Genomic DNA, 26,313 nt, shown 5'->3' on the forward strand with positions numbered 1-26,313 from the left:
GACGACGCGGCTTTGCCGCGGCGGGACCAGGAAAGAAGGGCGCCAGGGGCAATCCCGGCGCCCTTTTTTTATGATCGAGATCGATCCACGGCCAATCTCAAAACGTCCCGCTGATCGTCAACGTGAAGATCGGCCCGACCCGCTGATGCTGGCGCTCCAAAAACGCGAGCGGCGCGGCGTTGCGCCGGCCGGAATAGACGTCGCGCCAATAGCGGACATGGCCGTCATTGAGGTTGAAGACCTGGAAATTGACCTTCATCCCGCGCACGTTCTTCACTTCGACAAAGGCGCTGACATAGGGGCCTTCCCATTGCTGGTTGACCTCGTCGAGATAATAGACCGGGCTGTAATGGTCGAACGACAGCTCACCGCCCCAGGCGAATTGCGTACCGGGCACGTCGTGTCGCAAGGTCAGCTGCGCCCAGCGATCATGCGTGTTGCTGATCACGCGCGGCGATCCACTCAGCGGGTCGCGGACGCGGGCACGTTCGATACCGATATCGGCGTCGAGCTTCGCGCCCTTCCAGCCGATCGGATCGAACTGGATCGTGCTGATGCTCTCGATCCCGGTGCGGGTCGCCCGAGGTAGGTTGCCGACCGCATCGCCGTCGATCCCGACCGGAATATGGTCGACAATGTCCTCGATCCGATAATGGTAGAATTTCAGCCGCGTCTTGCCCCAGCGGCCGAAGTTGCGCGCGATTTCCGCGGTCGCTTCCCAGCTTTGCGGCGGGACGAGATTGGGGTTGGCGTCGTTGCCGCGATCGTTGGTGACGTCCTGGTTGGCAAGGAAATCCGAAAAGCTGATCTGGCCGACCCTGCGTTCGAGCTTGAGGCTGGCGTCCCAGCCGCGTGCCGGCCGCCACGCCAGCAACAGGCTGCCCTTTGGGCGGAAGAAACGCCGCGGCTTTTCGCCGGTACCGCGTTCGCCCAGCTCGGAATATTCGGCGCCCCCGGCAACCTGCAGATCGAGCTTGGGCGATAGCGAGCGGCTCAGCGTGGCCAGCCCTTCATAGCGCGTTTCGGCGACGATGCCGCTGCCTTGCGGATAGGGAATGGAGACATAGCTGCCATCGGGTTGAAGGTTTGCCAGCGTGCTGAGTTGTTCGTAGCGATTGTCGGCGCGCTCTAACGAAATCGTCCAGTCGTTCGGCCCGCCTTTCCAATGATATTCGACCCGGCCGATCGTCTCGCCGATTCTAGCGTCCTGGCCGTAGCGCAGGCCCTCACTCGGCGCGCCGCTGTCATAATCGATGCGTTGATCGGTGAAGGCGGGAGCGTGCTCGAAATGCCGCAGGCCGATGATCTTGAGCCGCCCCCCGCCCAGCGGCAGCGATAGGTCGCCGTTCACGTCGTAGCGATAGCCCCAGGTGTGATTGAGGCTGATCCACATGGCGTCATTGCCGTCGGTTCGGATGCGGCGCTGATCGTTGGCGCCGCGCTGCCAATAGGGATCGTAGCTCAAGGTGAGGTTGGCCAGGATCCCGTCCTTGGCGGTATATTTCAGGATCGCGGACAGCTTGGCGTCGTCGTTGCTCGACCAATTTACCTGGTCGCGGTGCTCGAGCAGCGCGCCGGTCGGCGACAGGATGCGATAGTCGTTGCCGCCGAGCGCGCCGCGAGAGGGCTTGTTCTCCAGTGACAGCGTATAGTCCAGGCCGCCGGCCGAACCGTTATAGCTGATCGACCCCGCGAACCAGCGCGGCTCGGCATAGTGCGCGCGGACCTGCGGACTCCAGCTGAAATTGCCGCTGCCCTTGCGATTGGTGTTGAGGACCACATTGGCGACCTGGCCGGTCAAGCCGGCGATGCCGAACGAGGCGGCTTCCCTGATCTCGATACGCAGAACCTCGCTGGCCGATATCCGCTTCAATTGCGCCGCCGCGCCGCCCGATTTGTCGGTCACGCGCTGGCCGTTGATCAGCACGTTCTCTGACGCCTGGCCCAGGCCGCGCGTATCGTCGGCGGCGCGGATCGTGAAGCCGGGGACCTGCGACAGCATGTCATAGGCGGTCTGTGGTGCAAACCGGGCGAAGAAGTCAGGGGTGAAAACGTTGGCATCCTTGGCGGCGGTATCGGCTCCCGCCGACGCGGCCGGCGCGTCCTGGCCGGCCAAGGCGGCGGTCGGGGCGCACAGGCCGGTCGCCAGCGCTAGTAGGCCAGCGGTGCGCTGCAGGTGGACGGACATGATCTACTCCTTCATGTGTCGGGGACGCGCGCCGTCGGTCCGCGCCGCGGGGTTGCGGGCGAGAGCGTAGGAAGTCGGCGCGCGGTATCGGTCACCCCTCAGGGGGCGTTACGAATTCTCTGCTGGTAGTAGGTGCTGGCCGCTAGAGCTCAGGGATCGGGATCAGAGTCCGGATTGCCGTTCACTGCTCTCAGCGACGTCAACTCATCCGGATCGGTGGTCTTGTTGCCCCGCGCTCTCAGCTTGCGAACGAAGTTGGCGGTGACGCCGACCGAGCGCATACCCTGGTAGTCGCCCAGATCGCCCTTGATCCCGAACCCGCGCATCGCCGCGATATAGGCGGCGCTCAGGCCCATGTTGCGCGCCTCGACCAGGTCGTCGAGGCTGAGCGACATGCCGGTCGCGCGCATGTCGCGTGCATATTGCGGAGATACGCCGCCGGCGCGCGCTTCCGCCAGTTGGTCGTTCGACAGATTGGGAAAACCGGCCTCGGCCATGCCGCGGCGATATTCGCCGCTGATGCCCAGCGCGCGCTGAACGTCGCCCTCATCGCCATCGTCCGAGCGGTCCAAGGTTCCGGCAGACTGATCCTGTCCCGCCGCGATCGTCGAGGATGTCGGCGCAAAGCTTGCGCCCGCGGCATTCGGAACAGCCGCAGCAACCGTCGGCCGCGACGCCGTACCGCCGGTCATAGTCGACAAACCGCCCGTCGATGCGTCCGCGGCCGAATGCAGTCCGGCCTGCGGTGCTTGGATGGTGGCGAGCGCATTATGGCTGGGCACGAACGTCACCGCCGCCAGCGGCACCGCCATGCTGGCCATGCCGGTCGCGAAGCCGGCGACCCACGACCGTCCGGAAGGGCCGCGTGCCGGGCTCTGATCGAGCACGCGGCGGACGCGGCGACCGAGCGAGCTCTTCGACGGCGCGACGCCGTGCGCGCCGAGCAAGGCACCGCGGCATTGATGGCGCGCGACGCCGATCAGCAACTCGGCATAATCTGGGCCGGCAATGTTCGCCGCGAGCACCGCGTCGTCGGCAGACTCCTCGCGCAACTGGTGCGCCTCGCGCGCCAACACCCAGGCCAGGGGGTTGAACCAGAAGGTCGCGGTGGCGACCCGGGCCAGGATCAGCTTCGCCCAATCGAGATGGACGACATGGGCGAGTTCATGCGCGATGATCGCCTCGGCCTGTTCCGGCGCGGCCACCGCAGCGTTGTTGAGCAGGATGACCGGGCGCATCAGGCCCCAGCTGACCGGCGAACCGAGCTCGTCGCTCCAGAGCAAGGCGGTGCCGTTCTTGAAGCCCATGCGCCGTTGCGCGCGGGCCAGCGCGCTCAGCCAGTCGGGGTCGACCAGTACGTCGGCGCGGGCGCGCAACCCGATCAGGCGCAGCAAGGCGGCGAGCGTCAGCGCCAGCAGGACGAGCGTGGGAAGGAGGAAGGCGTATCGCGCCGCGCCGGACAACGCGCCAGCCCAAACGGGCTCGGCGGTCTCTGCCGGCGATGCGACAGTGGCTGTCGGCGCCACCTCGTCGCTTGCGGGCAACGGCGTTGCAGATCGTTCGACGCGATCGACCGTTGCCATCCGAGCGATCGGCGCGGGCAGCGGCACATCCAGCGCTGGCAGCGCGAGGCTGGCGAGCGGCAAGGCGACGAGCGCGAACAGTCCGAGATGCGCGATGGTCGAGCGTTCAGCCGCCGATCGCGTTCGGGTTAGCCGCAGCAAGCCGAGCGTTACCGCGGCCACGAGCAACGACTTGAGCGCCAGGAGTAGCAGGATCATCGTCATTTCCCGCCCTCCCGTGCCTTGCGAGCGCGCGCGATCGCCGCTTCGAGCTCGTCGAGCTCTTTCGTGTCGAGTTCTTCCGCCATGCCAACCAGGGCGCTGGCCGCGCTGACAGGCGATCCCTTGAAGAAGGTCCGCACGATCTGGCTAAGCGCGGTTCGGCGCGCCTGATTGTCGGGGACGGTCGGCGAATAGACATAGCCGCGGTCGCTGTCTTCGCGACAGACGAAACCCTTGTCCTCGAGCCGTTTGAGCATGGCGCGAACCGCCGAACCGGTCAGGGGATCCGGCAGCGCAGCACAGATGTCGGACACGGTGCGTGCGCCGCCTTGATAGAGCAGATCGACGATCTGACGTTCGCGTGGCGGTAATTGCGGAAGCATGACTCACCTCTTGGCTACATTTGTAGCGTGCTACATTTGTAGCGCAACTGCAAGCGGGAAAATCGTAGAAAATCCGATCGCTGGCGGGGGGCGCCTGTATTTCACCTGTCAGTGAGCACCCAAAGCTGGTTCCCATTACCCGATCTGCACCTGGGAATGCGACGAACCGAGCGATCAGCCGTTGCCGCGGAAGATTTGCGCTCCTAGGCGGCTCGCCAATGCGGCTGTCCCTGCCCTTCGCTTTGCCCGACCGCCGCCGCACCGTCTCGTTCGTGCTCGCGCTCGTCGTCGAAGCGCTGTTGATCCTGGTACTGGTGCTCTTCGGCCCGCACTTCATTCCGGGCTCCAAACCCGAACCGCGGCGCGCGACGAGTTTCAGCTTCGCGCCATCGGAGAAGGAAGCGGCGACCGCGCCCGAGCATCGCGCCAAGGCGCATGCCGCGGCCAAGCAGGCGTCCGGCAAGACCACGCCGATACCGCCGATGCCGCCCGTTATTACGCCGCCCAAGGTTCCGACCCCGCCCTCGACGCTCCCCGGCGTGCTGCCGATCCAGCTCGGTGCCAGCGACATCAGCAAGTTGAAATCGAGCGCCAGCAACGACGATGGCGCGGAGGCGGGAGCCGACAGCAAGCTGGCTTACGGTCCAGGCGAAGGGCCGGGCGGCCAGCCGCTGTACAATGCCGAATGGTATCGCGAGCCGAGCAACGCCGAGCTCAACGGCTATCTGTCGAAGGGCGCGCCACCCAATAGCTGGGCGTTGATCGCCTGCCAGACGGTGCCCAAATTCCATGTCGAGAATTGCCGCTCGCTGGGCGAATCGCCGGCCGGCTCGGGTCTCGCACGCGCGATGCGCGAGGCGGCGTGGCAGTTCCTCGTTCGCCCGCCGCGCCGCGGGGGCAAGGTACTGGTCGGGGCCTGGGTGAAAATCCGGATCGACTTCACACTCAAGCCGGGAAAGGGCGATAAAAGCGAAAGCGGACCGCCGCAGCCCGACCAGTGACGCTCAGGGCAGTAGCACCGATGCACCTTCGGTCTTGCCGGCCTCCAGCTGGCGATGCGCTTCGGCGGCATCCTCCAGCGCGAAGGTCTGGCCGATCTCCGGGCTGATCGCACCCTTGGCCAGCATCTCGAAGACGCGGGCAAAACCGGCCTCGCGCTCTTCTTTCGTCGCGTAATAGTGAAACATCGTCGGCCGCGTGACGAACAGCGAGCCGCTGGTGCTGAGTTGACCGAGCGCGACGCCGGTCACCGGGCCGCTGGCGTTGCCGTAGCTGACGATGAGCCCGCGCCTTTTGACGGATTTGAGCGAGGCGTCCCATGTCGCGGCGCCGACGCCGTCGAGCGAGACGTCCACGCCGCGGCCCTGCGTTATCTCGCGCACGCGCTCGGCAATGTCGTGCTCGCGATACTGGATGACATGGTCGGCGCCGGCGCGCCGCGCGCGTTCGGCCTTGTCGGGCGACCCGACGGTGCCGATCACGGTCGCACCGATTGCCTTGAGCCAGCCGACCGCCAGATGACCGACGCCGCCCGCCGCGGCATGGACCAGCACGGTCCAACCGGGCTGCACTTTGGCACAGCGCTCGATCAGGAATTCGGTCGTCCCGCCCTTGAGCAGGATCGCCGCCGCGGTGCGATCATCCACGCTGTCGGGCAGTTTGACCAGAGATTCGGCCGGCAGGTTACGATGCGTGGCGTAACTGCCGATCGTCGGGCCGGTCGTCCCGACCCGGTCGCCGACCGCAAAATCGGTCACGCCCTCACCCAGCGCTTCGACGACGCCGACGCTCTCGGTACCCAGGCCGCTCGGCAGCTTGAGCGGGTAGAGACCGGTGCGCTGATAGATTTCGATGAAGTTGAGGCCGACCGCCGTCGAACGGATTCGCACCTCGCCGGCGGCGGGATCGGGCAGGTCGACATCGACCCATTGGATCACCTCTGGGCCGCCATGCTGCTCGATTTGTGCGACGCGTGCCATATCCCGTTCTCCCGTTGCGACGAGGCTTCAACTGGGGAGTCTCGTTTCGGGTTGCAACCTACCTTGCGGCGCGCCATTTAAGCGGCCACCATACCCGATATTTGAAAAGCGCGGAGGCGAGGATGAAGAGCTACCTGAAGCATTATATCGACGGCCAGTGGGTCGATAGCGAGGGCGGCACCCGCCACGAGGTGATCGATCCGTCGACGGAACAGCCGGTCAGCGAGATCATGCTGGGCTCGCAGGCCGATGTCGACAAGGCGGTCGCTGCCGCGAAGAAGGCGTTCAAGACCTATTCCCAGACTTCGGTCGACGAGCGGGTCGCGCTGCTCGAGCGGATCATCGAGGAATATAAGGCGCGTATTCCCGATCTTGCCGCGGCGACCAGCGAGGAGATGGGCGCACCGATCGGCTTCGCACAAATGGCGCAGGCGCCAGCCGGGCTCGGCTATTTCATGGGCACGCTCGCCGCGCTCAAGGAGTTCGAGTTCGAGGAGCGCGTCGGCAAGAACCGCGTCGTCCACGAGCCGATCGGCGTAGTGGCGATGATCACGCCATGGAACTGGCCGCTCAACCAGATCTGCGCCAAGGTCGCCCCCGCGCTCGCCGCCGGCGACACGATGGTGCTCAAGCCTTCGGAAGAGGCGCCGGGCAACGCGATCATCCTGGCAGAAATCCTCGACAAGGCCGGCGTGCCGGCGGGCGTATTCAATCTGGTCAACGGCAATGGCCCGGGGGTCGGTGCGGCGCTGTCGAGCCACAAGGACGTCGACATGGTGAGCTTCACCGGATCGACCCGCGCGGGCATCGCGGTGGCGCAAGCGGCCGCCCCCACGGTCAAGCGCGTCCATCAGGAACTGGGCGGCAAGGCCCCGAACCTGGTACTGAAGGGCGCCAATCTGCCGGAAGTACTGCCGCCGACCATCGCGGGCGTGCTGGCGAACAGCGGCCAGAGCTGCATCGCGCCGACCCGTTTGCTGGTCCATGACAGCCAGGTCGCCGACGCCACCAACGTGGTGAAGGGAATCATGGAAGCGACCAAGGTCGACGCGGCGTCCGTGATGGGCGCGCACATCGGCCCGGTGGTCAACAAGGCGCAATATGAGAAGATCCAGGGGCTGATCCAGTCGGCGATCGACGAGGGCGCGACGCTGGTTACGGGCGGTACCGGCCGTCCCGACGGCCGCAACGCCGGCTTCTTCGTCAAGCCGACCCTGCTCGCCGACGTCACGCCGGACATGCGCATCTATCGCGAAGAGACGTTCGGTCCGGTCGCGACGATCACGAAGTACACCGATGCGGACGACCCGATCGAGATGGCCAACGACACCGTTTACGGCCTATCGGCGACCATTTCCGGCGACCCCGCCGAGGCGGCCAAGGTCGCGCCGAAACTGCGCGCGGGCCTTGTCACGATCAACGCGTGGTCAGGCGGCGGCGGCACGCCGTTCGGGGGCTACAAGCAATCGGGCAATGGCCGCGAGGGCGGCAAATACGGCATCGCCGACTTCATGGAATTGAAGACGATCGTCGGCGAACCTGCCTGAGAAATAGGACGAACCTCCTAAAATTTCCCCTCCCTGCAAGGGAGGGGATTAAGGGGTGGGTGTAGCGTCGGACGAGGCTCGATGCCTCGTCCGACGCTATTTTGCGAAACCGTAAATGAGTCTTTTTGAGCGCGCGGACGCGCGCACCCACCCCCTAACCCCTCCCTTGCAGGGAGGGGCTTTCTCCCACTCAATGCAGCGGCCAGACCATCAGGATCAGCGGCGTGCCGACCAGCACGACGAGCAGCGACAACGGCGCGCCCAGCCGGGCATAATCGCCGAACTTGTAGCCGCCGGGTCCGAACACCAACGTGTTGCACTGGTGCCCGATCGGGGTGAGGAAATCGCACCCCGCGCCCATCGCGGTGGCGATCAGGAACGCTTCCGGCCGATAGCCGAGATCGTGAGCGAACACCGCGGCGATCGGCGCCATCACCAGCACCGTCGCGGCGTTGTTGAGAAACGGCGTCACCGCCATCGCCGCGACCAGGATCAGCGCGACCGCGCCCCAAGGCGGCAGGCTGGCGGCGACGTGCGCCAGCCATGTCGCCAGGATCTGCGACGCCCCGGTGGTGCGCAGCGTGTCGCTGACCGGGATCAGCGCGCCGAGCATGACCAGGATCGGCCACTCGACGCTGTCATAGGCCTCCGCCAGCGGCAGCGCCCCGATCGCCAGGATCAGCGCCGCCGCGGCGAAGAAGGCCACCGCCACCGGGACATAGCCTGTCGCGGTAGCGATCATCGCCACGGCCAGGATGATCACCGGCAGCAGGCCCCTGCCCGAATTACCGAGCCGCAACGCCCGTTCGGCGAGCGGCAACGCGCCCAGTTCCGGCAACCGCTCGGGCAGCAAGCTCAACGGTCCCTGAAGCACGATCACGTCGCCGGCCCGCAACACCGTCCCGCCCAAGCGATGCGTCAGCCGCTCGCCTCCGCGCGACACCGCGATCAGGTTGATGCCGAGCCGCCGCTGCAACTGCATCCGGCTCGCGGTGCGGCCAATCAACGGCGAGTTGGTCGAGATCACTGCCTCGATCACGCCGATCTCGTCGTCCTTGCGATCCTCGGGCACATCGCGGTCTGAGCCCGCCAGCGCGAATTTGTTGGTGGCGATGACGCGTTCGAGCACGTCGGGCTCGCCGCCCAGAATCAGCGTGTCTCCTTGGCGTAGGGTCATCCACGGCCGCGGCTCGCTGCGCATGCCGGCCCGCATCACGCTGGTGACGGTGACGTCGCCGTCATGCCGGTCGGTGAACTGGTCGACCGTTTCGTCGATCGCCGGCGAACCCTCGCCGATCGTGACTTCGGTGACGTAGTCCTTGATGTCGAGCGCTTCGCCCATGGTCGGTACACCACGCCGGTCGCGCGGCAGCAAACGATAGCCGAAGCGAAGGAAGATGAGACCGATCACCAGCAAGCCGAAGCCGGTCGGGAAATAGTCGAACATGCGAAACGGCTGGCCGACCATATCCTGCCGCACCCGGCTGACGATGATGTTGGGCGAGGTGCCGACCAACGTCATCAGCCCGCCGAGCAGCGAGGCGAACGACATCGGCATCAGGAAGACCGACGGCGACGCCTTGTTCTTCTTCGCCATCTGGAACGCCGCGGGCATCAGCATCGCCAGCGCGCCAACATTCTTGACCAGCGCCGACGTGACGCCGACCGAGGCGGTCAGCACGAACAATTGGGTGCGAATCCGGGTGACGCGACCGGCAATTAGGCTCAGCGCGCGCTCCACCATACCCGATCGCTGCACCGCCGCCGAGATCACCAGTGCCGAGCCGACGATGATGACGATGTCGTCGGAAAAGCCGGTGAACGCCTCTTTCGGTTTGACGATGCCGAGCGCGAGGCCTCCGAGCAGCGCCAGCATCGCGGTAACATCGTAGCGGAAACGGCCCCAGACGAACATCGCCATCATCGCAACGAGAAGGGCGAGCGACAGATATTGGGGCGTGGTCATTCGGCCTCGTTTGCTGGTTTCCTGAGAGCAGAAACAAACGAACCCGAAACAATCTCCCGCAGAAACGCTCTGATATGGATTAGTGGACGGTACCCACTGCGCGGCCTTGCGACATCAGCACGATCAGCCGCTCGATCTGGCGCCAGCGGCAGAAGTTGACGTGATTGCCGAGATCGCGGCTCTTGTCCGCGCGCGCCGCCGCCTCGAACCCGGCATCGTCCCCGAACGTCGCCATCAGTTCCTGCGCGGCGTCGACCGACGAACGATCAGCGAGATAGACGTGCATGCGATACTCCGAACTGGCCAGCGCCCCAAGCTTACAAGGCGCATGCCACCACCCGATAATCGACGGAAACCGGCGCGACGCGGTGGTAAATCGCTGTGCACCATGATGGTGCAACCTGCCCCACGCATCCCATGCCGGGACACTGGCGTCCGATCCTGGAACATGGCAGGCAGCGCGCATGAGACCGAATCCGCCGCAATCGACCGCCCCCGCCGCCGGCGGATGCCTGCTCGCACTCGGGGTGATCGGCGGGGCCGTCGCCGGCGTGCTTTATGGGCAGACGACATTGGGCGTGCTGATCGGCGGTGCCGGCGGCGCGATCGCCGCGACCATCGTCTTCCTGATCGACCGGCGTAGGTAATTGATTTTCGGCTGGGTCGTAGACTCACAAAGCGCCCTCTCGGCAAGCGACCCAATTGCGAACGTGAGACACCAGTGCTCTATCTGCTAAAGGAGGGCGCATGCGAAGCGAACAGGTCGAGATTTTTTCGGATCAGACAAATGCCGCCGTAATGCGCCATCCGGGTCGTCGCTTTCCCGGCCTGCTTATTCAGGGAGATACGCTCGCCGGCCTCTGTCGCATCGCAGATGAGGCGTGCCGCGAGGTGGGTCGCGGTGCGCCGGGCTTTGCCGAAGTGAACGAGATCAGGAATGCTCTTCGCGGATTGCTCGACCACTACAAACGAACGCTCGACGAGCATGGTATGCCATTGCCATTCTCCGAATAGCTTGCGGCTGACGCCAGCTTTCCACCAGTTATGGCCGTTCAACCCTCGTGCCGATACCGGTCGTTTACGGACTCCCCATCTAACGTAACGACCGCGCCAGCCGCACGACGCGGCCGATGACGGCCACGCGATCGGCGCGGACCGGCGCAATGGCCGGCGTGTCGGGATTGTCGCTGGTCACCTGGACCTCAAGCCCGATCCGGGCGACGCGTTTCACCAGCAACGCACCGTCCAGCCGCAGCACGAAAATGCCTGGGCGCGAGGACAAACGGCGATCGGCCATGTCGACGAACAGAGCATCGCCGTCATGGATCAGCGGCTCCATCGAATCGCCATGCGCGGTGATCATCGTCAGCGTAGCCGGTGACACGCCCAGCCGCGCCGCCACCCGCGGATCGATCCGTTCCTCTCCCCCGTTACGGTCATCCTCGACCAGGCCGCCTGCCCCGGCATGCGCCTCCGCGTCAATCCGCCGCACCGCCACCATGGTCGCGTCGCCGCTGGCGGTTCCGCCCAAGGCGCGCTCGTCGACGTTGAAATAGGCGGCGAGCCAGCGGCGGTCCTCCTCATCCAGCCGACGCGGCGTTCCGCGCTTCACGAACTGCTGTAGATAGGCATCGTTGCGGCCGAGCGCGCGCGACAGCCAGGCCAGGCTGGTGCCCGCCTCGTCAGCCAATCCCGCCAGCGTCGATCGCACATCAACCATGATTGTCACCATAGTCGTAGGAAATTTCCTAGACAAGTTGGAATTTGGAACAGATCATGAACTTCTATCGACTCGGCAGCAGAAAATAGAGGCCAGACAAATGCATATCGGACGCGAGGTGGAGAAGTTTTTGCGGCGGTCGAACATGCCGCCGACGCGGTTCGGCCGTCTGGCCTGCAACGATCCGCGTCTGGTCGGCGACCTGCGCAACGGCCGCGAGCCGGGGCGCCGCCTTGCCAGCCGTATCGTCGATTTCATCGCTGCGCAGGATGCCGCGCAATGAGTCGGGTCGAGCGCGACCTGATCAAGGCAGTGACCGATTCGGCTACAGAAAACGTATCCGGCGCTGCGGTGTCGTTGGTGCGCAGCCGGGATTGGTCCTCGTCGCTGTTCAGCGGCGTCCGCCTGACGATCGAGATCAAGGCCGCGGAGGACGAGGCGTTCGAAACGTGGCTGACGGGCCTCCCCGAAGCGGCTTTCGACGTGCGCGGCTATTTCGTGGCGAGTGCCGATTTGGTCGAACGGAGCAGCGGGATAGCGGTTGTCGAATTCCTGCTCGTCGAAGAGAGCTAGCGCCTCGCGCCCGCATCACGCTTCCGCGAAGGCGTCGATAATTCAGCCGACCCGAGACGCGAGCTGGCGCAGCACGCCGAGCGTTTCTTCGAGCGAACCCGCGGCGGGAACCTCCGCTTCGGGCGCCGCGGGCTCGGGCGCGGCGACTTCCTTGCGCTTGGCCACACCGCGCTCGAGGCGATCGAGCAGATCGTGGATCGTCGCCGGCGGCAACGGCGCCGACGTCTCGGACGAGCGCACCATCGGCGTCAGTTCGAACGTCTCGATCCGCTCGTGCGAAGCGAAGCGCGGCGCCGGATGGTCGGCGGGCGGAACGGCCGGCGGTTCTTCCGCAACGATACGGATCGGGCGTGGCTCGACCGCGGGCTCGGGTGCAGCAACAGGCATCGGCCCGCGAATCGGCGTCGGTTCGGGAGCGGGCGCTTCGGGGGCGGGCGCTTCGCTACGGCCGATAGGAAGAGGATTGAAGGCGGGCAGCGGCGGATCGAGCGGCCCGCGATAGGTGGCGAGCGGAGTATCGAGGTCGGCCGGAATCGGACGCTCTTCGACCGCCGGAGGCACATAGGCCATGGCGTCGGCCGCCGACATTGGCGGCGGCGTGTCGGCGGTCACCTCTAGGAACGGCGTGCCGAGGTCGCGATTGGCGAAGACCGGTCGGCGCGGCGGCGCATCGGGATGCGCATCGGCGCGGCGCAAAACCGGAACACCATCTTCGCGAGCATCGCGACCGATCGCGACCGATCGCGTCCCGATCAACAGAAACAGTCCAAACCAGCTGACGCCGCCGACGACGAGCGCGACGATGAAGGCAATGGCGAAATGAGCGGTGACGCCGAGCGGCGGTTCCGCAGCGGTGATCAGCGAGGCGATACCGCTATCGATCACCAGATCCTCGAGCACCGCTGCCGGCATCAGTAGGAACATCAGGGCGCCGAGCGCGGCCAGCACCATTGCGATGGCCGGCGCCAGCGGCACGGCGAACCGCATCGCCCCGCTTTCACCCAGAATCGCGGCGAATGGCGAGGGGAAATTCAGGCGCTGGCGACCGCGGGTGGCGTCCATTTGAGGTCCGTTTTCCGAGCTTCGATAATATTTTGGTAAACGGGGGCGTAACGCGAAATGTTTGACGACCAGTTACGATCGCGCTCCACAAAAGTCCGGGCCCTGGCGCGCCGCGCCTCCCAGCCGCTGCGATCGGCCAACAATCCGGCCAGTGCATCGGCAATCGCCACCGGGCTGTCGGGCGCGAACAAGGTGCCGGTATCGCCATCGCGAATCAGTTCGCGGTGCCCGCCAACGTCGGACGCCGCGACCAGGCGACGCTGCGCCATCGCCTCGAGCGGCTTGAGCGGCGTGACCAGGTCGGTCAGCCGCATCTTCTTGCGCGGATAAGCGAGTACATCCACCAGGCTATAATAGCGCTCCACGTCGGTATGGGAAACGCGGCCGACGAAGCGGATCGCGCCGGAGACCGGCGAGGCCGCGGCCTGCGCGCGCAACGCCTGTTCCATCGGTCCGCCGCCGACCAGCAACAGCTTTGCCGCCGGGCGCTTCGCCACCAGCGCCGGCATCGCTGCGATCAGATCATCGAGCCCCTCATAATCGTAGAAGCTGCCGATGAAGCCGACCACGTCGTCATCCGCCGCCAGGCCTAGTTCCGCCGCAAGCGCCGCGTCGCGCGGCAGCGGTTCGCCGAACAGGGTCAGGTCGACGCCGTTAGGCGATACCATGATCTTGGCCGGGTCGATGCCGCGGTCGATCAAATCGCCTTTCAATCCTTCGCAGATCACCGCGACGGCGTCAGCCTGGCGCACCGCCCGCGTCTCTAGCCTGCGCGTCGCGCGATAGCGTAGCGACCCCCCGCTACCCGTTCCGTTGCCGACCGCCGCGTCCTCCCAGAAGGCGCGGATTTCGTATAGCACCGGCACGCCGAGCCTTTTGCCCGCCCGCAAAGCCGCCATCGCATCGAGCACCGGCGAATGGGCATGGATCACGTCGGGGTGGAACGTCTGGGCGACCTCCGTCACGCGGTCGGCGAGCGCGGCGATTTCGCGCCATTCGCGGATCGGGCTCCGTGCCGGCGCGGGCGGATCGGTGCGATAGAAATCGAGCCGGTCCACCGTCTCGGCAGCGACCTTGGTTTCGCCATGGCGTGGCCCCGTGACCGCCGCGACGTCCCAGCCGCGCGCGATCTGCGCCTTCAGGATGGCGCGGGTGCGAAAGGTATAGCCGCTCTGCAGCGGCAGGCCGTGGTCGAGGACGTGGAGGATGCGCATGATCATTTTCCATGCCACGCGACTGTTTAACGGCGCGTCAACCCGGCGGCGGTAGGACCAATCCTACACCCGTTCGCCCTGAGCTTGTCGCAGGGCGTGCGCTTCGGATGGGCTGGAAGACGGTAGCATGATCGACAATTTCGCGATCGCGATCACGCATGGCCTGATGATGCTCGCCATCTTCCTCCTGCTGCGCCGTCGCGATCTCGACGACGAGCGGCCCGAGCCGCCGAGCAAGATCAATCGGCGATGATCCACGATCTCGCCTTTGTCGGATTCCTGGGGATGTTCTTCGCGCTGGCGTTCCGCCGGCCGTTCCTGTTCATCCTGAGCTATTGCTATATCGACATCGTCTCGCCGCAGCGGCTGACCTATCTGCTGCTCAATTCGGTGCCGATCTCGCTGATCGCGGTGGCGCTGGCGGTCGGTTCCTGGGCGCTGATCGACGACAAGAAGGACAGCCGGGTCGCGCCGCGCCAGGTCGTGATCGTGCTGCTTCTCGCCTGGTGCGCAATCACCACGATGCGTGCCGATTTTCCGGTCGAGGCGCTGGATAAATGGGATTGGGTCTGGAAGTGCCTGGCCTTCGCCGCCTTCCTGCCGCTGACCCTGCGCACGCGGCTGAGGATCGAGGCGTTGCTGACCTTCATGATCCTGTCGGCGGCGTCGATCATCATCGTCGGCGGGATCAAGACGCTGGCGGGCGGCGGCGGCTATGGATCGCTCAACCTGATGGTGGAGAACAATTCCGGGCTGTACGAGGGGTCGACCATCTCTACCGTCGCGATCGCGATCATCCCGGCGATATTGTGGCTGGAGAAATACGGGACGATCTTTCCCAACGACTGGAAGCGGAAGCTGTTCTGCTACGCTTTGGTGTTCGCCTGCCTGTTGATGCCGATCGGTACATCGACGCGCACGGGACTGCTCTGCATCGGCCTGCTCGGCGTGCTGATGCTGCGCGATTCGAAGCGCAAGTTCCTCTATCTCGGCGTGGTCGCCACGCTTGCGCTGGTCGCGGTGCCGTTCCTGCCCAAGTCGTTCACCGACCGCATGAGCACGATCAAGTCGTATCAGCAGGACGAGTCCGCCGCGACGCGCGTCGCGGTCTGGAAATGGACCTGGGAATACGTCAAGCAGCACCCGCTGGGCGGCGGCTTCGAAATGTACCGCCAGAACCAGATCCGCTATGACATCGTGAAGGCTGACGGGACTGCTGATAACGCCAAGCTCGACACCACGCTGACCGTCGACCGGGCGCGCGCCTATCACTCCGCCTATTTCGAGATGCTGGGCGAACAGGGCTGGCCCGGCCTCATAATGTGGCTGTTCATCAGCCTAAGCGGGCTGATCCGGATGGAGGTGATCCGCCAGCGCTACAAGAAAACCGGCCCGGACTATGCCTGGGTCGCGCCGCTCGCCGGCGCCCTTCAGTCCGGCCAGCTGCTCTACATGCTCGGCGCCTGCTTCGTCGCGATCGCGTTTCAGCCGTTCATCTTCATGCTGATCGGCGCGCAGATCGGGCTCGACACCTATCTCAAGCGCCGCCGCGCCGAAGAGAGCTTCCGCCCGATAAAGCGGGCCAAGCCGGCAGCCGACACGCCGCCCAACCCCGTGCTGGCATGACCCGGCCCGAGCTCCGCGCGCTGACCAGTGTGCGCGGCGTGGCCGCGTGGATGGTCGTGCTCTACCACATCCGCCTGACGATCGACGGCCTGCCGTCCTTCTGGCTGCATGTCTTCGCCAAGGGTTATCTAGCGGTCGACTTCTTCTTCCTGCTGTCCGGGTTCGTGATCTGGCTGAGCTGGGGCGACCGCCTCCGCAGCGAGGGTTTGCGCGCGGTTCCGGTGTTCCTTCACAAGCGCGTTGCACGGATCTGGCCGCTGCATCTTTTCGTGCTGGCCGGGGCAGTCATGCTCGCACTGGCGCTGGCCCTCGCGGGACGCCACGATCCGACGGAATTCCCTTTCCGCGAACTGCCGCTGCACATTTTCCTGCTGCAGAATTGGGGCTTCACCTACGCCTTGACCTGGAACGATCCGGCCTGGTCGATCAGTTGCGAGCTTGCCGCCTATCTGCTGTTCCCGCTGCTGGTCCGCGCGGTCGACTGGCGCACTTTGCCGACGTGGCTGGTCGTAGCGGCGACGGCGGCGTTCCTGCTCGTCTTGGCGGCGGCGACCGCGCATCTGCCGACGCTGGGGCACAATATCGTGCATTTCGGCATCGTTCGCTGCCTGACCGAATTCGCCGCGGGCAGTGCGCTTTGCGCTCTGTGGCTGCGCTGGCGGGCGGCACCTCGCGTGCCAGCTGTCCTCGCTTTCACCCTTGCCGGCGCAATGCTGACCGGTTGGGCCGCGGGTCTGCCCGAACAACTCGCCATCCCGTTCGCCTTCGCCGCCCTGCTGCTCGGCCTTGCGCTGACGTCAGGTATGCGCGCCAATCCGCTCGACTGGGCGCCGCTCCATTATCTCGGCGAGATCAGTTACGCGACCTATCTCTCGCACTTCATGCTGTTCGTCGTGTTCAAGCTGGCCTTTGTCAGTGACGCACACGCCGTGCCCCCGATGCTGATCGCGCTTTACCTAGCGATGGTGCTGGCGAGCTCGATCGCGCTGTACCACCTGGTCGAACGGCCGGCGCAGAAATGGGTGAACGCCCTGCGAGTGCCGTCAGCCAAGCGCGATGACGAGGCCCTTACCGCCTAATTCGTCACCCCGGACTTGTTCCGGGGTCCAACCCTCCACAACGGAGTCCTTCTGTCGTCGCACGTTGGATGCCGGAACAAGTCCGGCATGACGGCCATGACTTGGTTGCCGCGACTTACGCCTCCGCCAGCTCTTCGGTCAGCGCCTCGATGATCGCCTGGTTGAATGCCGGAATGTCATCCGGCTTGCGGCTGGTGATCAGCTTGCCGTCGACCACCACTTGCTCATCGACGACGTCCGCCCCGGCATTTTCCAGATCGGTGCGGACCGATGGCCAGCTCGTCACCCGTCGTCCGTCGACCACGTCGGCCTCGACCAGCAACCACGGCCCGTGACAGATCGCCGCGACGATCTTGTCGTCGTCCATGAACTCCTCGACGATCTGCACCGCCCTTCCCTGCATCCGCATCTTGTCGGGATTGGCGACGCCGCCGGGGATGACGAGCGCGTCGAATTCCTCGGTATCGACATCGCCCAGGATGATGTCGGGCACGATCGTGTCCGCCTTCTCGCCGGCCTTCTCGCCCTGGATCGGGTCGGTCGCGATCGAGGCGAGCGTCACCGTGGCACCGGCGTCGATCAATGCCTGGCGCGGCTTGAACAATTCGTCATTCTCGAAACCGTCGGTGGCGATCATCAGCACGCGAGCGTTGGTCAGGTCGGCCATGGTAAATCTCCTTGCAAAATCGCTCGTCCAACACCCCGCCCGGCGGCAACGTTCCGGAACGAAGCGATGACCCGCGCATTTCGAAAGGCGTCCGGAAGGAGGGAAAATGCCCCGTATCGTCTATTGCGATGACAGCATGCCAGGAATCACCCGGCGCAAGGTCCGGCATGGCTGGGGTTATTGGGACGCCGAAGGCAATCGCATCACCGACCGCGAGGAGATCGACCGGCTGAACGCCGTCGGCCTGCCGCCGGCCTATCGCGACGCCTGGTTCTGCCCCAAGCCCAACGGGCACATCCAGGCGATCGGCTGGGACGAACGCGGCCGCAAGCAATATCGCTACCACCCCGATTTCCGCGCCGCACAGGAGAGCGCCAAGTACGATCGCTGCGCTGCGTTCGGCCTGGCGCTGCCGAAATTGCGGGCACGGGTGGAGGCCGACCTGAACACGCGCAGCCACAGTAAGGAGCGCACGGTCGCCGCGATCGTGAAGCTGCTCGATATCGGCTATCTGCGCGTCGGCAACGAAGGCTATGCCAAAGCGAACAAGAGCTTCGGGGCGACGACGCTGCGCGATCGCCATGCCGAGATCCGCGGCCAGACGCTGAAGCTGTGCTATCGGGCCAAATCGGGCAAGATGCGGACTCTGGTCATCACCGACCGTAGCCTCGCGCGCTTCGTCAAGAAGTGCCAGGACCTGCCTGGGCAGCAGCTGTTCCAATATATCAACGGCGACGGCCAGCCGCATGGCGTCACCTCGACCGACGTCAACGACTATATCCGCGAGGCGACTGGCGACGACTTCACCGCCAAGCATTTCCGCACCTGGGGCGCGAGCGTCATCGCGTTCGAGGCTTTGGCCAGCGCCGGACAGGATATCGGGCTCAAGACCATGCTCGAACCGGTGACCGAGGCGCTCGGCAACACGCCGGCGATCGCGCGTAAATCCTATGTGCATCCGGCGCTGATCGAGCTCGCCAAGGGCGGTCAGACGAGCTTTCGGGAAAATCTCGATCTGCCGCGCGCGACCCGCTATCTCGATCGTTACGAACGCGGTCTGATCGCCTTTCTGACGGGCGAGACGACATCACGCCGCAAGGCAGCCTGAGAGAATCGATGAACAATACCGCCATGCCCAAGGCAGCGAACCTGACTGCCCACGATCTGCAGCATCAAGCGCAGGCGATATGGGACACCAGCGTCGCCTGGCTGTCGTCGCATTGGCTCCAGGTGATGATTGCGGTCGCCGTTGGCGTAGTGATCTTCTTCGGCCTGCACTTCGTCAAATCGCTCGGTCATCGCCTGTGCAACCGCGACAAGAGCGGCACGGGTTGGTACACGGTATTCGGCCGTGCGATCGCCAAGACGGGCAATTTCTTTATCGTCATGACCTCTGCGGAGTTGGTGGCGGGCATCGGCGATGCGCCCTACCCGATCGTGACGATCGTCCGCTTCCTGTTCACCGTCGCTGCGGTGTTCCAAGGCGCGGTCTGGGCGCGGGAAATCATTCTCGGCGCGATCGAGCATCGCACTGCGGCGAGCGACTATCACGGCGAGACGCTGACCAACGCGATGGGTCTCATTCGCCTGTTCGTCACCTTTGCGCTATTCGCGATCGCGCTGGTTATGGTGCTCGGCAATCTGGGCGTGAACGTCACTGGCCTCGTTGCCGGCCTCGGCGTCGGCGGCATCGCCATCGGTCTCGCGGCACAAAGCATCTTCGCCGATTTGTTCGCGGCGATCGCGATCATCTTCGACCGGCCGTTCCGGCGCGGTGACGCGATCACCTACGACAAGTCCGCCGGCACCGTGGAATATATCGGCATGCGGTCGACGCGCATTCGCGGCGCCAATGGCGAAGAGCGCGTGATCGGGAACAAGAAGCTGCTCGATTTCGAGATCATCAACAATTCGCGGCGCGAATATCGCCGCGTCGTCTTCACATTGGGGATCGTGCAGACCACGCCGATCGACGTGCTGGAAGGTCTCCCTCACCTCTTGAAGCAGATCGTCGAGGATCACGGACAGAAATTCGTCCGCGCCGGCTTCACCGCCTTCGCCGCGCAGAGCTATGAATTCGATGTCGAATTCGATTCTCCCACCGCAGTTTTCCAGGACATGTATGATGCCCGCCATTCGATCGGCCTGGCGATCATCAAGCGTTTCCAGGAAGAAGGAATCGCATTGGTCTATCCGGCGCAGGTCGGAATCCCGGCCGACCAAACCAGCGTGACCTGGCCGCGGCGCAAGAAAGCGAAGAGCAGCGACGACACTATCGCACGTCCCCCTTCCTCTGGAGACCGATCGGTCGCCGACCAGGGCGGCGCCGACTAAAGCCGTTTTTAGCTTCGCTGGGACGGTGCCGGCCCGCATCTGCTTGCTGAAACGGACTCTAGTCTCGCGCGACGGCGGCCGGCGGGCCCTTGGCGAGCATCGCCTGCCAGGCCGGGATGGTGAGACCGTCGAGATATTCGCGCTGCATTTCGGGCGTCAGCACTTCGATCATCGATCTGCCCTCGACCCACATTTCGAGCACGCCGAATATTCCGCCGCGCTTGCGGTACTTGATCGGCCATCCCTCGCGGGCCGCGATCGCCATCACGGCGTCGACATCGAGTGCCGTCGCCATCGCGAAATGGGTCGCGGTGCGGCGGTCCTTGTCGCCGATACGTCCGACCGCGTCGGCATCCCCCGGCGCTTCGTGCAACTCGGCCCCGCGCGGATAGACCTCCACCGTGGTGCCGCGGTCGTCGCCAGCCATCGCAACCCAACTGCCCATGAGGACGGGCGGGAACGGAAAAGCCTGGCCGCCCCATAATTCGGCAATGACATTGGCGACGTTGCGCGGGTCATCGGCATCGATCGACAGATGGAACAGCATATGGGTTTCCCTGATTCGTGTATTGCGCGCTCAATACGCATGGCACAAAATGTGTCAAGATGCGTTTGACACTTTTTGTGTCACGCTTATGGGGGAAACATGTCCGGCCCAGCAAAGTCCCGCGAGTCCGTTTCCAGCAACAACCATACGCGCACCTTGATCGAAGACGCGATGATCGGATTGATGGCCGACGGCGACCGCCTCAACCACGATGCAGTTGCCGAGCGCGCCGGGGTGTCCCGCCGCACGGTCTATCGCTATTTCCCCGATCAGGACGCGCTGCGCCACGCGGCCTGGGCGCGGATGAGCCCGGGCGGACGCGTACCCGATACGCTGGACGACCTGCTCGGCGGACTGGAAGAGCGATTCGCAAAATTCGACCGCAACGCGGCCGCGATGACGGTGGCGCTCGCCAGCGCCGATGGCCGCGCGATGCGCAACCAAATGAAGGCGGAACGCGAGCGAGCCTATCGCGGCATGTTCGGCCCGGCTGTGCACGAACTGCCCGAACCTGACCGCACCTGGGCGATCGCCGCCATCCAGTTGATGTCGAGCGGGTTCGTCTGGCGCGAGATGCGCGACCAATGGGACATGGACGCGCACGGCATGGCGACCGCCGCCAATTGGGCGATCGACGTGCTGCTGGCGGACCTTCGCCGGCGAGGCGGCAAGCCGCTCGCCGAGGGCGCCGCCGATCCGGAGGAAGTCTCCTGACCAGCCCCGTCGGCCAAGCCCCCTCCGCGGCGAGATTCGCGGAGGTTGGCCGTCAGACTTCCTCAGATACCGCCTTCGTCGAGGCTGAGCAGCGTCGCATTGCCGCCGGCCGAGGTCGTGTCTGTCGAGACTGAGCGTTCCGCCACGAACCGGTAGAGATAATGAGGGCCGCCCGCCTTCGGCCCCGTGCCCGAAAGGCCTTCACCCCCGAACGGCTGCGAGCCGACGATCGCTCCGATCATCGAGCGGTTGACGTAAAGATTGCCGACCCGCGCCTCGGCTTCCATCACCTCGCCGGCCCGCGCGATGCGGCTGTGCAGGCCCATGGTGAGGCCATAGCCCTTGGCATTCACTCTGCGGATCGTGTCGGCGAGCTTGCCCGCCGGCCAAGTCGCGACATGCAGGATCGGGCCGAACCATTCGGCCTGCAAATCCTCGATAGCGTCCAGCCGGATGAGCGTCGGCGGTACGAACAGGCCGCGCGCCGGGGCATCGACCGTCTTGACGATGCGTGCCTTCATGCTTTCGCGATACGCCATCAACTTGTCATATGCGGCCTGGTCGATCACCGGACCGATATCGGTCCTGGGATCGGCCGGATCGCCGAGCACGAGCAGGTCCATCGCGCCGTCGAGCATCTTGATGATGCTATCTGCCACGTCCTCCTGCACCAGCAGCAGCCGCAGCGCCGAGCAGCGCTGGCCGGCCGAGCGGAAGGACGAAGTGACCACATCCATTACGACCTGTTCGGGCAAAGCGGTCGAATCGACGATCATCGCGTTGATCCCGCCGGTCTCGGCGATCAGCGGGACGATCGGACGGGCATCGTCCTCGAGCAGGGTGCGGGCGATCTTCTTGGCGGTCGCGGTCGAACCGGTGAAGGCCACGCCCATGATCCGCGGATCGGCGGTGAGCACTGCGCCGACTTCGGGACCGCCCGGCGCCAGGATCAGCACATCCTCGGGCACGCCCGCTTGGTGCGCGAGCCTGACCGCGGTCGCGGCGATCTTCGGCGTTTGCGGCGCCGGCTTGGCGACCACGCTATTGCCCGCGACCAGCGCGGCCGCGGTCTGGCCGAGGAAGATCGCCAACGGGAAATTCCACGGCGCGACCGTCGCCCACACGCCGCGTCCGTCGAGGTGCAGCGTGTTGCGTTCACCGGTCGGTCCGGGGAGTTCGATCGACTGGAGGCCCGAGCGCGCCTGTTGCGCATAATAGCGGCAGAAGTCGGCCGCCTCGCGCACCTCGCCGATCGCGTCGGGGATGGTCTTGAACGCTTCCTGCACGCAGATCGCCATCAGTTCGTCGCGATTGGCCTCGAGCAGGTCGGCGAGACGTTCGAGGATCGCGGCCCGCTCGTCGACCGGCATGGCCGACCAGCCCGGGAAGGCTGCCTGGGCGCGGGTGATTGCCGCGGCCACGTCGACCTTCTCGACCGTCACCGATGGCATTGCAGCAACACTCGCCGCCGTCTTCGCCAGCACCTGGCGATCGCTGAGATCGATTCCGCTCGAATTCTTGCGGTCGCCAAACAAGTCGATGGGCAGCGGTATGCTCGGATGCCTGGCGCCACCGACGGCGGCGATCTTTTCAACCGGATCGGCCAGGATCTCGGCCTCGGTCAGCCGCTCGTCGGCCAGTTGGTGGACGAAGCTCGAATTCGCCCCGTTCTCGAGCAAGCGACGCACCAGATAGGCAAGCAGATCGCGATGCCCACCGACCGGCGCATAGATGCGGCAATGATAGCCTTGCTCGCGGACCAACCGCTCGTACAGCCCCTCGCCCATGCCGTGGAGCCGCTGGAATTCGAAATCGCGATTGTCGCCCGCCCATTCGAGCAAGGTCGCCACCGTCAAAGCATTGTGGCTAGCGAAGGCGGGACGAATATTCTTTGCCGCCAACATGTCGCGCGCCACCGCTAGGTACGACACGTCGGTCGCCGCCTTGCGCGTGAACAAGGGATAGTCCGACAGCCCCTCGACCTGGGTGCGCTTGATCTCGCTGTCCCAATAGGCGCCTTTGACCAGCCGCACATTCATCAGGCGGCCGAGATTGTTGGCCCAGTCGACCACCACCCGCGCGCGCTTGCCATAAGACTGCACCGCCATCCCGAAGCCGTCCCATCCCTTCAGGCTGGGCAAGGCCGCCACGGCGCCGATGATATCGAGGCTCATCTCGAGTCGCTCGCTCTCTTCGGCATCGACGGTCAACGCGATCCCCTTGCCCGCCGCCTGCACGGCAAGCGCTTCGAGCATCGCGGTCAGTTCGGGCACGCAGCGATCATATTGCGTCACTTCGTAGCGCGGGTGGAGCGCCGACAGCTTGACCGAGATCGAGTGGCCGGCGGCAGGATCGCGGCCGACCGCGTCGATCGCATCGGTATAAGCGTTGAAATAACGCGCCGCGTCCTCGACGGTCCGCGCCGCTTCGCCGAGCATGTCGAAGCTCGCGGTAAAGCCCCGGTTCTCGGGCTTCTTCATCCGATCCATCGCCTCGGCGATGGTGCGGCCCATGACGAAGATTTCGCCCATCATCCGCATCGCGGCGCCGACCGCCTGACGGACGAACGGTTCTCCGGCACGGCTGATCAGCCGGCGGAGCGGACCGCCTTCACCCTCGCCGACCAGCGCGCGGCCGACCACCAGCCCCCAGGTGGCGATGTTGACCAGGGACGAATTGGACTCGCCCGTATGCGCGCGCCAATCGGCGTCGCCCAGTTTGTCGGCGATCAGCAGATCGGCGGTCTCGGGGTCGGGCACGCGCAGGAACGCCTCGGCCAGCGATAGTAGCGCCACGCCTTCGGATGAATTCAGCCGATATTCCTGTAGAAACTGGTTCACCCAGCCCCGTGTCTGCGCAGCACGCAGGTCCGCCAGCAGTCCGCTGGCATGCCCCAATACCCGTCCGCGCGAGTCGGGCGAGAGCGCGGCGCTGTCCAAAAGCGGTTTTAGAACTTCGGGTTCGGGCGCGCGGTAGAGCTTTGCCATGGAAGCGCGGGCGGAGGACGTAGCGTCAGCGGTCATTTTCCAGTTTCCGGTCGGGTCGGACTTGCCTCGCGGGTCGAGGCGAGCCTAGAGGATGCGCGATGGCCTTAGCGCCAAAACACGCTCAAAGGGAATGTTCTGGCGATGAGCAATGATACAATTTCTATCAACGAGCTGGCGACGCAGATCGGACAGGAGCGCGTTTCCGACTGGGTCGAGGTCAGCCAGGAAATGATCGACAAATTCGCCGACGCCACCGGCGACCACCAGTTCATCCACGTCAACCCGCAGATGGCGGCGATGACTCCTTTCGGCGGCACCATCGCCCACGGCTTTCTGACGCTGTCGCTGATGCCGTTGCTCTCGTCCAAGGTTCCCGACCAGCCCAAGATCGAGGGCGTGAAGATGGGCGTCAATTACGGCGGCAACAAAGTCCGGTTCATCACGCCGGTCCGTTCAGGCAAGCGCGTGCGCGGCCGGTTCAAGCTGATGGAGCTGATCGAAAAACGCCCCGGCCAGTGGCAGCAGACCAACGAATTCACCGTCGAGATCGAGGGCGAGGACAAGCCCGCCTTGATCGCCGAGTGGATCAGCCAGATTTTCGTTTGAGTTACCCCCCTCCCTTCCAGGGAGGGGTCGGGGGTGGGTCGCGAGCGCAGCGAGCGTCCTGAACAAGCCCCAAGCGTAGTCGCCGGCGCTGAAGCACCGGCACCCACCCCCAGCCCCTCCCTAAAAGGGAGGGGAGATTAAGAGGCCAGCCATGCGTTCCGCCGTCATTGTCTCTACCGCCCGCACCCCGATCGGCCGCGCCTATCGCGGCGGGTTCAACAACCTGCCCTCGCCGACGCTCGCCAGCCACTCGATCAAGGCCGCGGTCGAGCGCGCCAAGATCGATCCCGCCGAAGTGCAGGACGTGGTGTTCGGCGCCGCGCTCCAACAGGGCGTCCAGGCGGGCAATATCGCCCGTCTTGCACTCCTCCGCGCGGGGCTGCCGGTAAGCGTCGCCGGCATGTCGGTCGACCGCCAGTGTGCCTCCGGCCTGATGGCGATCGCCACCGCCGCGAAAGAGATCGTGCTCGACAATATGGACATTGCGGTCGGCGGCGGCGTCGAATCGATCTCGATGGTGCAGACCCCGCAGATGCGCGTCGGGCGCGACGACGAGCTGATCGCGATGCACAAGGACGTGTACATGCCGATGCTTCAGACCGCCGAGGTGGTGGCGAAGCGCTACAACATCTCACGCGAGGCGATGGACGAATATTCGCTCCAGTCGCAGCAGCGCACCGCCGCCGCGCAGCAGGCCGGCTATTTCGACGCCGAGATCGTGCCGGTCACCGCGACGATGGCGATGACCAACAAGGAAACCAAGGAAGTCACCCATCACGAGGTGACCGTGACCAAGGACGAGGGCAATCGGCCCGAGACCTCGATCGAGGGCCTGCGCGGCCTGCAGCCGGTGCTCGGCCCCGATTTCACCATCACCGCCGGCAACGCCTCGCAGCTGTCGGACGGTTCGTCGGCCAGCGTGCTGATGGAAGAGAAATTGGCCGAGAAGCGCGGCCTGACCCCGCTCGGCCGCTATGTCGGCATGGCGGTCGCCGGCACCGAGCCTGACGAAATGGGCATCGGTCCGGTCTTCGCGATCCCGAAGCTCCTCGAGCGCAACGGCCTCAAGATGGACGATATCGGCCTGTGGGAGCTCAACGAGGCGTTCGCGGTGCAGGTGCTGTACTGCCGCGACAAGCTCGGCATCCCCAACGAACTGCTCAACGTCAATGGCGGTTCGATCTCGATCGGCCACCCCTATGGCATGACCGGCGCGCGCTGCACCGGCCACGCCCTGATCGAAGGCAAGCGCCGCGGCGCGAAATATGTCGTCGTCACGATGTGCATCGGCGGCGGCCAGGGCGCGGCGGGGTTGTTCGAGGTTCTCTGATCGCCTC

Annotated in this window: 26 protein-coding genes; 14 read left to right on the plus strand and 12 right to left on the minus strand. The window is 65.2% G+C overall.

Features of this window, described 5'->3' with window-relative positions:
- Positions 1-97 precede the first annotated feature (97 nt).
- From Q0L25_RS06510 to Q0L25_RS06520, 3 genes are all read right to left on the minus strand, one after another.
- Positions 98-2,188: a TonB-dependent receptor plug domain-containing protein gene (locus Q0L25_RS06510; protein WP_296612640.1), complete on the minus strand. Its 2,091-nt coding sequence runs from the start codon at positions 2,186-2,188 to the stop codon at positions 98-100.
- A 149-nt stretch (positions 2,189-2,337) separates the two neighbouring features.
- Positions 2,338-3,975, minus strand: a complete 1,638-nt coding sequence (locus Q0L25_RS06515) for a M56 family metallopeptidase (protein WP_296612642.1) — start codon at positions 3,973-3,975, stop codon at positions 2,338-2,340.
- Positions 3,972-4,355 (minus strand): BlaI/MecI/CopY family transcriptional regulator, encoded by a 384-nt coding sequence (locus Q0L25_RS06520; RefSeq protein ID WP_296612644.1) that lies wholly within the window; start codon positions 4,353-4,355, stop codon positions 3,972-3,974. The genes Q0L25_RS06515 and Q0L25_RS06520 overlap by 4 nt, the downstream gene beginning before the upstream one ends.
- Before the next feature lie 218 nt (positions 4,356-4,573).
- On the opposite strand from Q0L25_RS06520, the gene Q0L25_RS06525 reads away from it, so the two are divergent.
- On the plus strand, positions 4,574-5,356 hold the full coding sequence (locus Q0L25_RS06525; protein WP_296612645.1) for a hypothetical protein: 783 nt from the start codon (positions 4,574-4,576) through the stop codon (positions 5,354-5,356).
- A gap of 3 nt (positions 5,357-5,359) precedes the next feature.
- Here the strand turns inward: Q0L25_RS06525 and Q0L25_RS06530 are convergent, their stop codons facing one another.
- Positions 5,360-6,334: a quinone oxidoreductase gene (locus Q0L25_RS06530; RefSeq protein ID WP_296612647.1), complete on the minus strand. Its 975-nt coding sequence runs from the start codon at positions 6,332-6,334 to the stop codon at positions 5,360-5,362.
- 122 nt (positions 6,335-6,456) lie between these two features.
- Between Q0L25_RS06530 and Q0L25_RS06535 the strand changes: the two genes are divergently transcribed.
- Positions 6,457-7,881: an aldehyde dehydrogenase family protein gene (locus Q0L25_RS06535; protein ID WP_296612648.1), complete on the plus strand. Its 1,425-nt coding sequence runs from the start codon at positions 6,457-6,459 to the stop codon at positions 7,879-7,881.
- Positions 7,882-8,071: 190 nt separating this feature from the next.
- Here Q0L25_RS06535 and Q0L25_RS06540 read toward each other — a convergent pair whose 3' ends face one another.
- Both Q0L25_RS06540 and Q0L25_RS06545 read right to left on the minus strand, forming a co-directional pair.
- A complete protein-coding gene (locus tag Q0L25_RS06540; RefSeq protein ID WP_296612651.1) occupies positions 8,072-9,847 on the minus strand; it encodes an SLC13 family permease in 1,776 nt (591 codons plus the stop codon).
- A gap of 79 nt (positions 9,848-9,926) precedes the next feature.
- The gene (locus Q0L25_RS06545; RefSeq protein ID WP_066593321.1) at positions 9,927-10,133 is read right to left on the minus strand and encodes a hypothetical protein; all 207 of its coding nucleotides are present in this window, start codon (positions 10,131-10,133) and stop codon (positions 9,927-9,929) included.
- A gap of 178 nt (positions 10,134-10,311) precedes the next feature.
- Here Q0L25_RS06545 and Q0L25_RS06550 point away from each other — a divergent pair, with 178 nt between their 5' ends.
- Positions 10,312-10,494, plus strand: a complete 183-nt coding sequence (locus Q0L25_RS06550; protein WP_296612654.1) for a hypothetical protein — start codon at positions 10,312-10,314, stop codon at positions 10,492-10,494.
- A 100-nt stretch (positions 10,495-10,594) separates the two neighbouring features.
- Positions 10,595-10,861, plus strand: a complete 267-nt coding sequence (locus tag Q0L25_RS06555; RefSeq protein WP_296612656.1) for a hypothetical protein — start codon at positions 10,595-10,597, stop codon at positions 10,859-10,861.
- A 79-nt stretch (positions 10,862-10,940) separates the two neighbouring features.
- Here the strand turns inward: Q0L25_RS06555 and Q0L25_RS06560 are convergent, their stop codons facing one another.
- Positions 10,941-11,567, minus strand: coding sequence for a S24 family peptidase (locus Q0L25_RS06560; protein WP_296612657.1), 627 nt, complete (start codon positions 11,565-11,567; stop codon positions 10,941-10,943).
- Between the two features lie 100 nt (positions 11,568-11,667).
- On the opposite strand from Q0L25_RS06560, the gene Q0L25_RS06565 reads away from it, so the two are divergent.
- Together Q0L25_RS06565 and Q0L25_RS06570 are read left to right on the plus strand one after the other, a co-directional pair.
- Positions 11,668-11,850 carry a hypothetical protein gene (locus tag Q0L25_RS06565; RefSeq protein WP_296612659.1) on the plus strand — a complete coding sequence of 61 codons (183 nt, stop codon included), beginning with the start codon at positions 11,668-11,670 and terminating at the stop codon, positions 11,848-11,850.
- Positions 11,847-12,140 carry a hypothetical protein gene (locus Q0L25_RS06570; RefSeq protein WP_296612660.1) on the plus strand — a complete coding sequence of 98 codons (294 nt, stop codon included), beginning with the start codon at positions 11,847-11,849 and terminating at the stop codon, positions 12,138-12,140. The genes Q0L25_RS06565 and Q0L25_RS06570 overlap by 4 nt, the downstream gene beginning before the upstream one ends.
- Before the next feature lie 42 nt (positions 12,141-12,182).
- Here Q0L25_RS06570 and Q0L25_RS06575 read toward each other — a convergent pair whose 3' ends face one another.
- Complete coding sequence (locus Q0L25_RS06575; protein WP_296612662.1) at positions 12,183-13,202, minus strand: hypothetical protein; 1,020 nt, start codon at positions 13,200-13,202, stop codon at positions 12,183-12,185.
- Positions 13,172-14,416 carry a TIGR04063 family PEP-CTERM/XrtA system glycosyltransferase gene (locus Q0L25_RS06580; protein WP_296612887.1) on the minus strand — a complete coding sequence of 415 codons (1,245 nt, stop codon included), beginning with the start codon at positions 14,414-14,416 and terminating at the stop codon, positions 13,172-13,174. The genes Q0L25_RS06575 and Q0L25_RS06580 overlap by 31 nt, the downstream gene beginning before the upstream one ends.
- Before the next feature lie 127 nt (positions 14,417-14,543).
- Here Q0L25_RS06580 and Q0L25_RS06585 point away from each other — a divergent pair, with 127 nt between their 5' ends.
- The 3 genes from Q0L25_RS06585 to Q0L25_RS06595 are packed head-to-tail and all read left to right on the plus strand — an operon-like array spanning position 14,544 to position 17,121.
- Positions 14,544-14,669: a hypothetical protein gene (locus tag Q0L25_RS06585; protein WP_296612664.1), complete on the plus strand. Its 126-nt coding sequence runs from the start codon at positions 14,544-14,546 to the stop codon at positions 14,667-14,669.
- Positions 14,669-16,042, plus strand: a complete 1,374-nt coding sequence (locus tag Q0L25_RS06590; RefSeq protein ID WP_296612889.1) for a putative O-glycosylation ligase, exosortase A system-associated — start codon at positions 14,669-14,671, stop codon at positions 16,040-16,042. The genes Q0L25_RS06585 and Q0L25_RS06590 overlap by 1 nt, the downstream gene beginning before the upstream one ends.
- Positions 16,039-17,121: an acyltransferase gene (locus Q0L25_RS06595; protein WP_296612666.1), complete on the plus strand. Its 1,083-nt coding sequence runs from the start codon at positions 16,039-16,041 to the stop codon at positions 17,119-17,121. Before Q0L25_RS06590 ends, Q0L25_RS06595 begins: the two co-directional genes overlap by 4 nt.
- A 115-nt stretch (positions 17,122-17,236) precedes the next feature.
- Here Q0L25_RS06595 and Q0L25_RS06600 read toward each other — a convergent pair whose 3' ends face one another.
- Positions 17,237-17,788: a type 1 glutamine amidotransferase domain-containing protein gene (locus Q0L25_RS06600; protein ID WP_296612668.1), complete on the minus strand. Its 552-nt coding sequence runs from the start codon at positions 17,786-17,788 to the stop codon at positions 17,237-17,239.
- Between the two features lie 106 nt (positions 17,789-17,894).
- Here Q0L25_RS06600 and Q0L25_RS06605 point away from each other — a divergent pair, with 106 nt between their 5' ends.
- Complete coding sequence (locus Q0L25_RS06605; RefSeq protein ID WP_296612670.1) at positions 17,895-18,896, plus strand: DNA topoisomerase IB; 1,002 nt, start codon at positions 17,895-17,897, stop codon at positions 18,894-18,896.
- A gap of 8 nt (positions 18,897-18,904) precedes the next feature.
- Positions 18,905-20,122, plus strand: a complete 1,218-nt coding sequence (locus tag Q0L25_RS06610) for a mechanosensitive ion channel family protein (RefSeq protein WP_296612672.1) — start codon at positions 18,905-18,907, stop codon at positions 20,120-20,122.
- Between the two features lie 58 nt (positions 20,123-20,180).
- On the opposite strand, the gene Q0L25_RS06615 is transcribed toward Q0L25_RS06610, so the two are convergent.
- The gene (locus Q0L25_RS06615) at positions 20,181-20,669 is read right to left on the minus strand and encodes a hypothetical protein (RefSeq protein WP_296612674.1); all 489 of its coding nucleotides are present in this window, start codon (positions 20,667-20,669) and stop codon (positions 20,181-20,183) included.
- A 99-nt stretch (positions 20,670-20,768) separates the two neighbouring features.
- Here Q0L25_RS06615 and Q0L25_RS06620 point away from each other — a divergent pair, with 99 nt between their 5' ends.
- Positions 20,769-21,383, plus strand: a complete 615-nt coding sequence (locus tag Q0L25_RS06620) for a TetR/AcrR family transcriptional regulator (protein WP_296612676.1) — start codon at positions 20,769-20,771, stop codon at positions 21,381-21,383.
- A gap of 62 nt (positions 21,384-21,445) precedes the next feature.
- Here the strand turns inward: Q0L25_RS06620 and Q0L25_RS06625 are convergent, their stop codons facing one another.
- On the minus strand, positions 21,446-24,406 hold the full coding sequence (locus Q0L25_RS06625; protein WP_296612678.1) for an L-glutamate gamma-semialdehyde dehydrogenase: 2,961 nt from the start codon (positions 24,404-24,406) through the stop codon (positions 21,446-21,448).
- A gap of 105 nt (positions 24,407-24,511) precedes the next feature.
- Here Q0L25_RS06625 and Q0L25_RS06630 point away from each other — a divergent pair, with 105 nt between their 5' ends.
- Together Q0L25_RS06630 and Q0L25_RS06635 are read left to right on the plus strand one after the other, a co-directional pair.
- Positions 24,512-24,976: a MaoC family dehydratase gene (locus Q0L25_RS06630; RefSeq protein WP_296612679.1), complete on the plus strand. Its 465-nt coding sequence runs from the start codon at positions 24,512-24,514 to the stop codon at positions 24,974-24,976.
- A 151-nt stretch (positions 24,977-25,127) separates the two neighbouring features.
- Positions 25,128-26,306, plus strand: coding sequence for an acetyl-CoA C-acyltransferase (locus tag Q0L25_RS06635; protein WP_296612681.1), 1,179 nt, complete (start codon positions 25,128-25,130; stop codon positions 26,304-26,306).
- Positions 26,307-26,313: the final 7 nt, after the last annotated feature.

Source organism: Sphingomonas sp. (assembly GCF_024508665.1).
In the GTDB taxonomy this organism is placed as follows: Bacteria; Pseudomonadota; Alphaproteobacteria; order Sphingomonadales; family Sphingomonadaceae; genus Sphingomonas.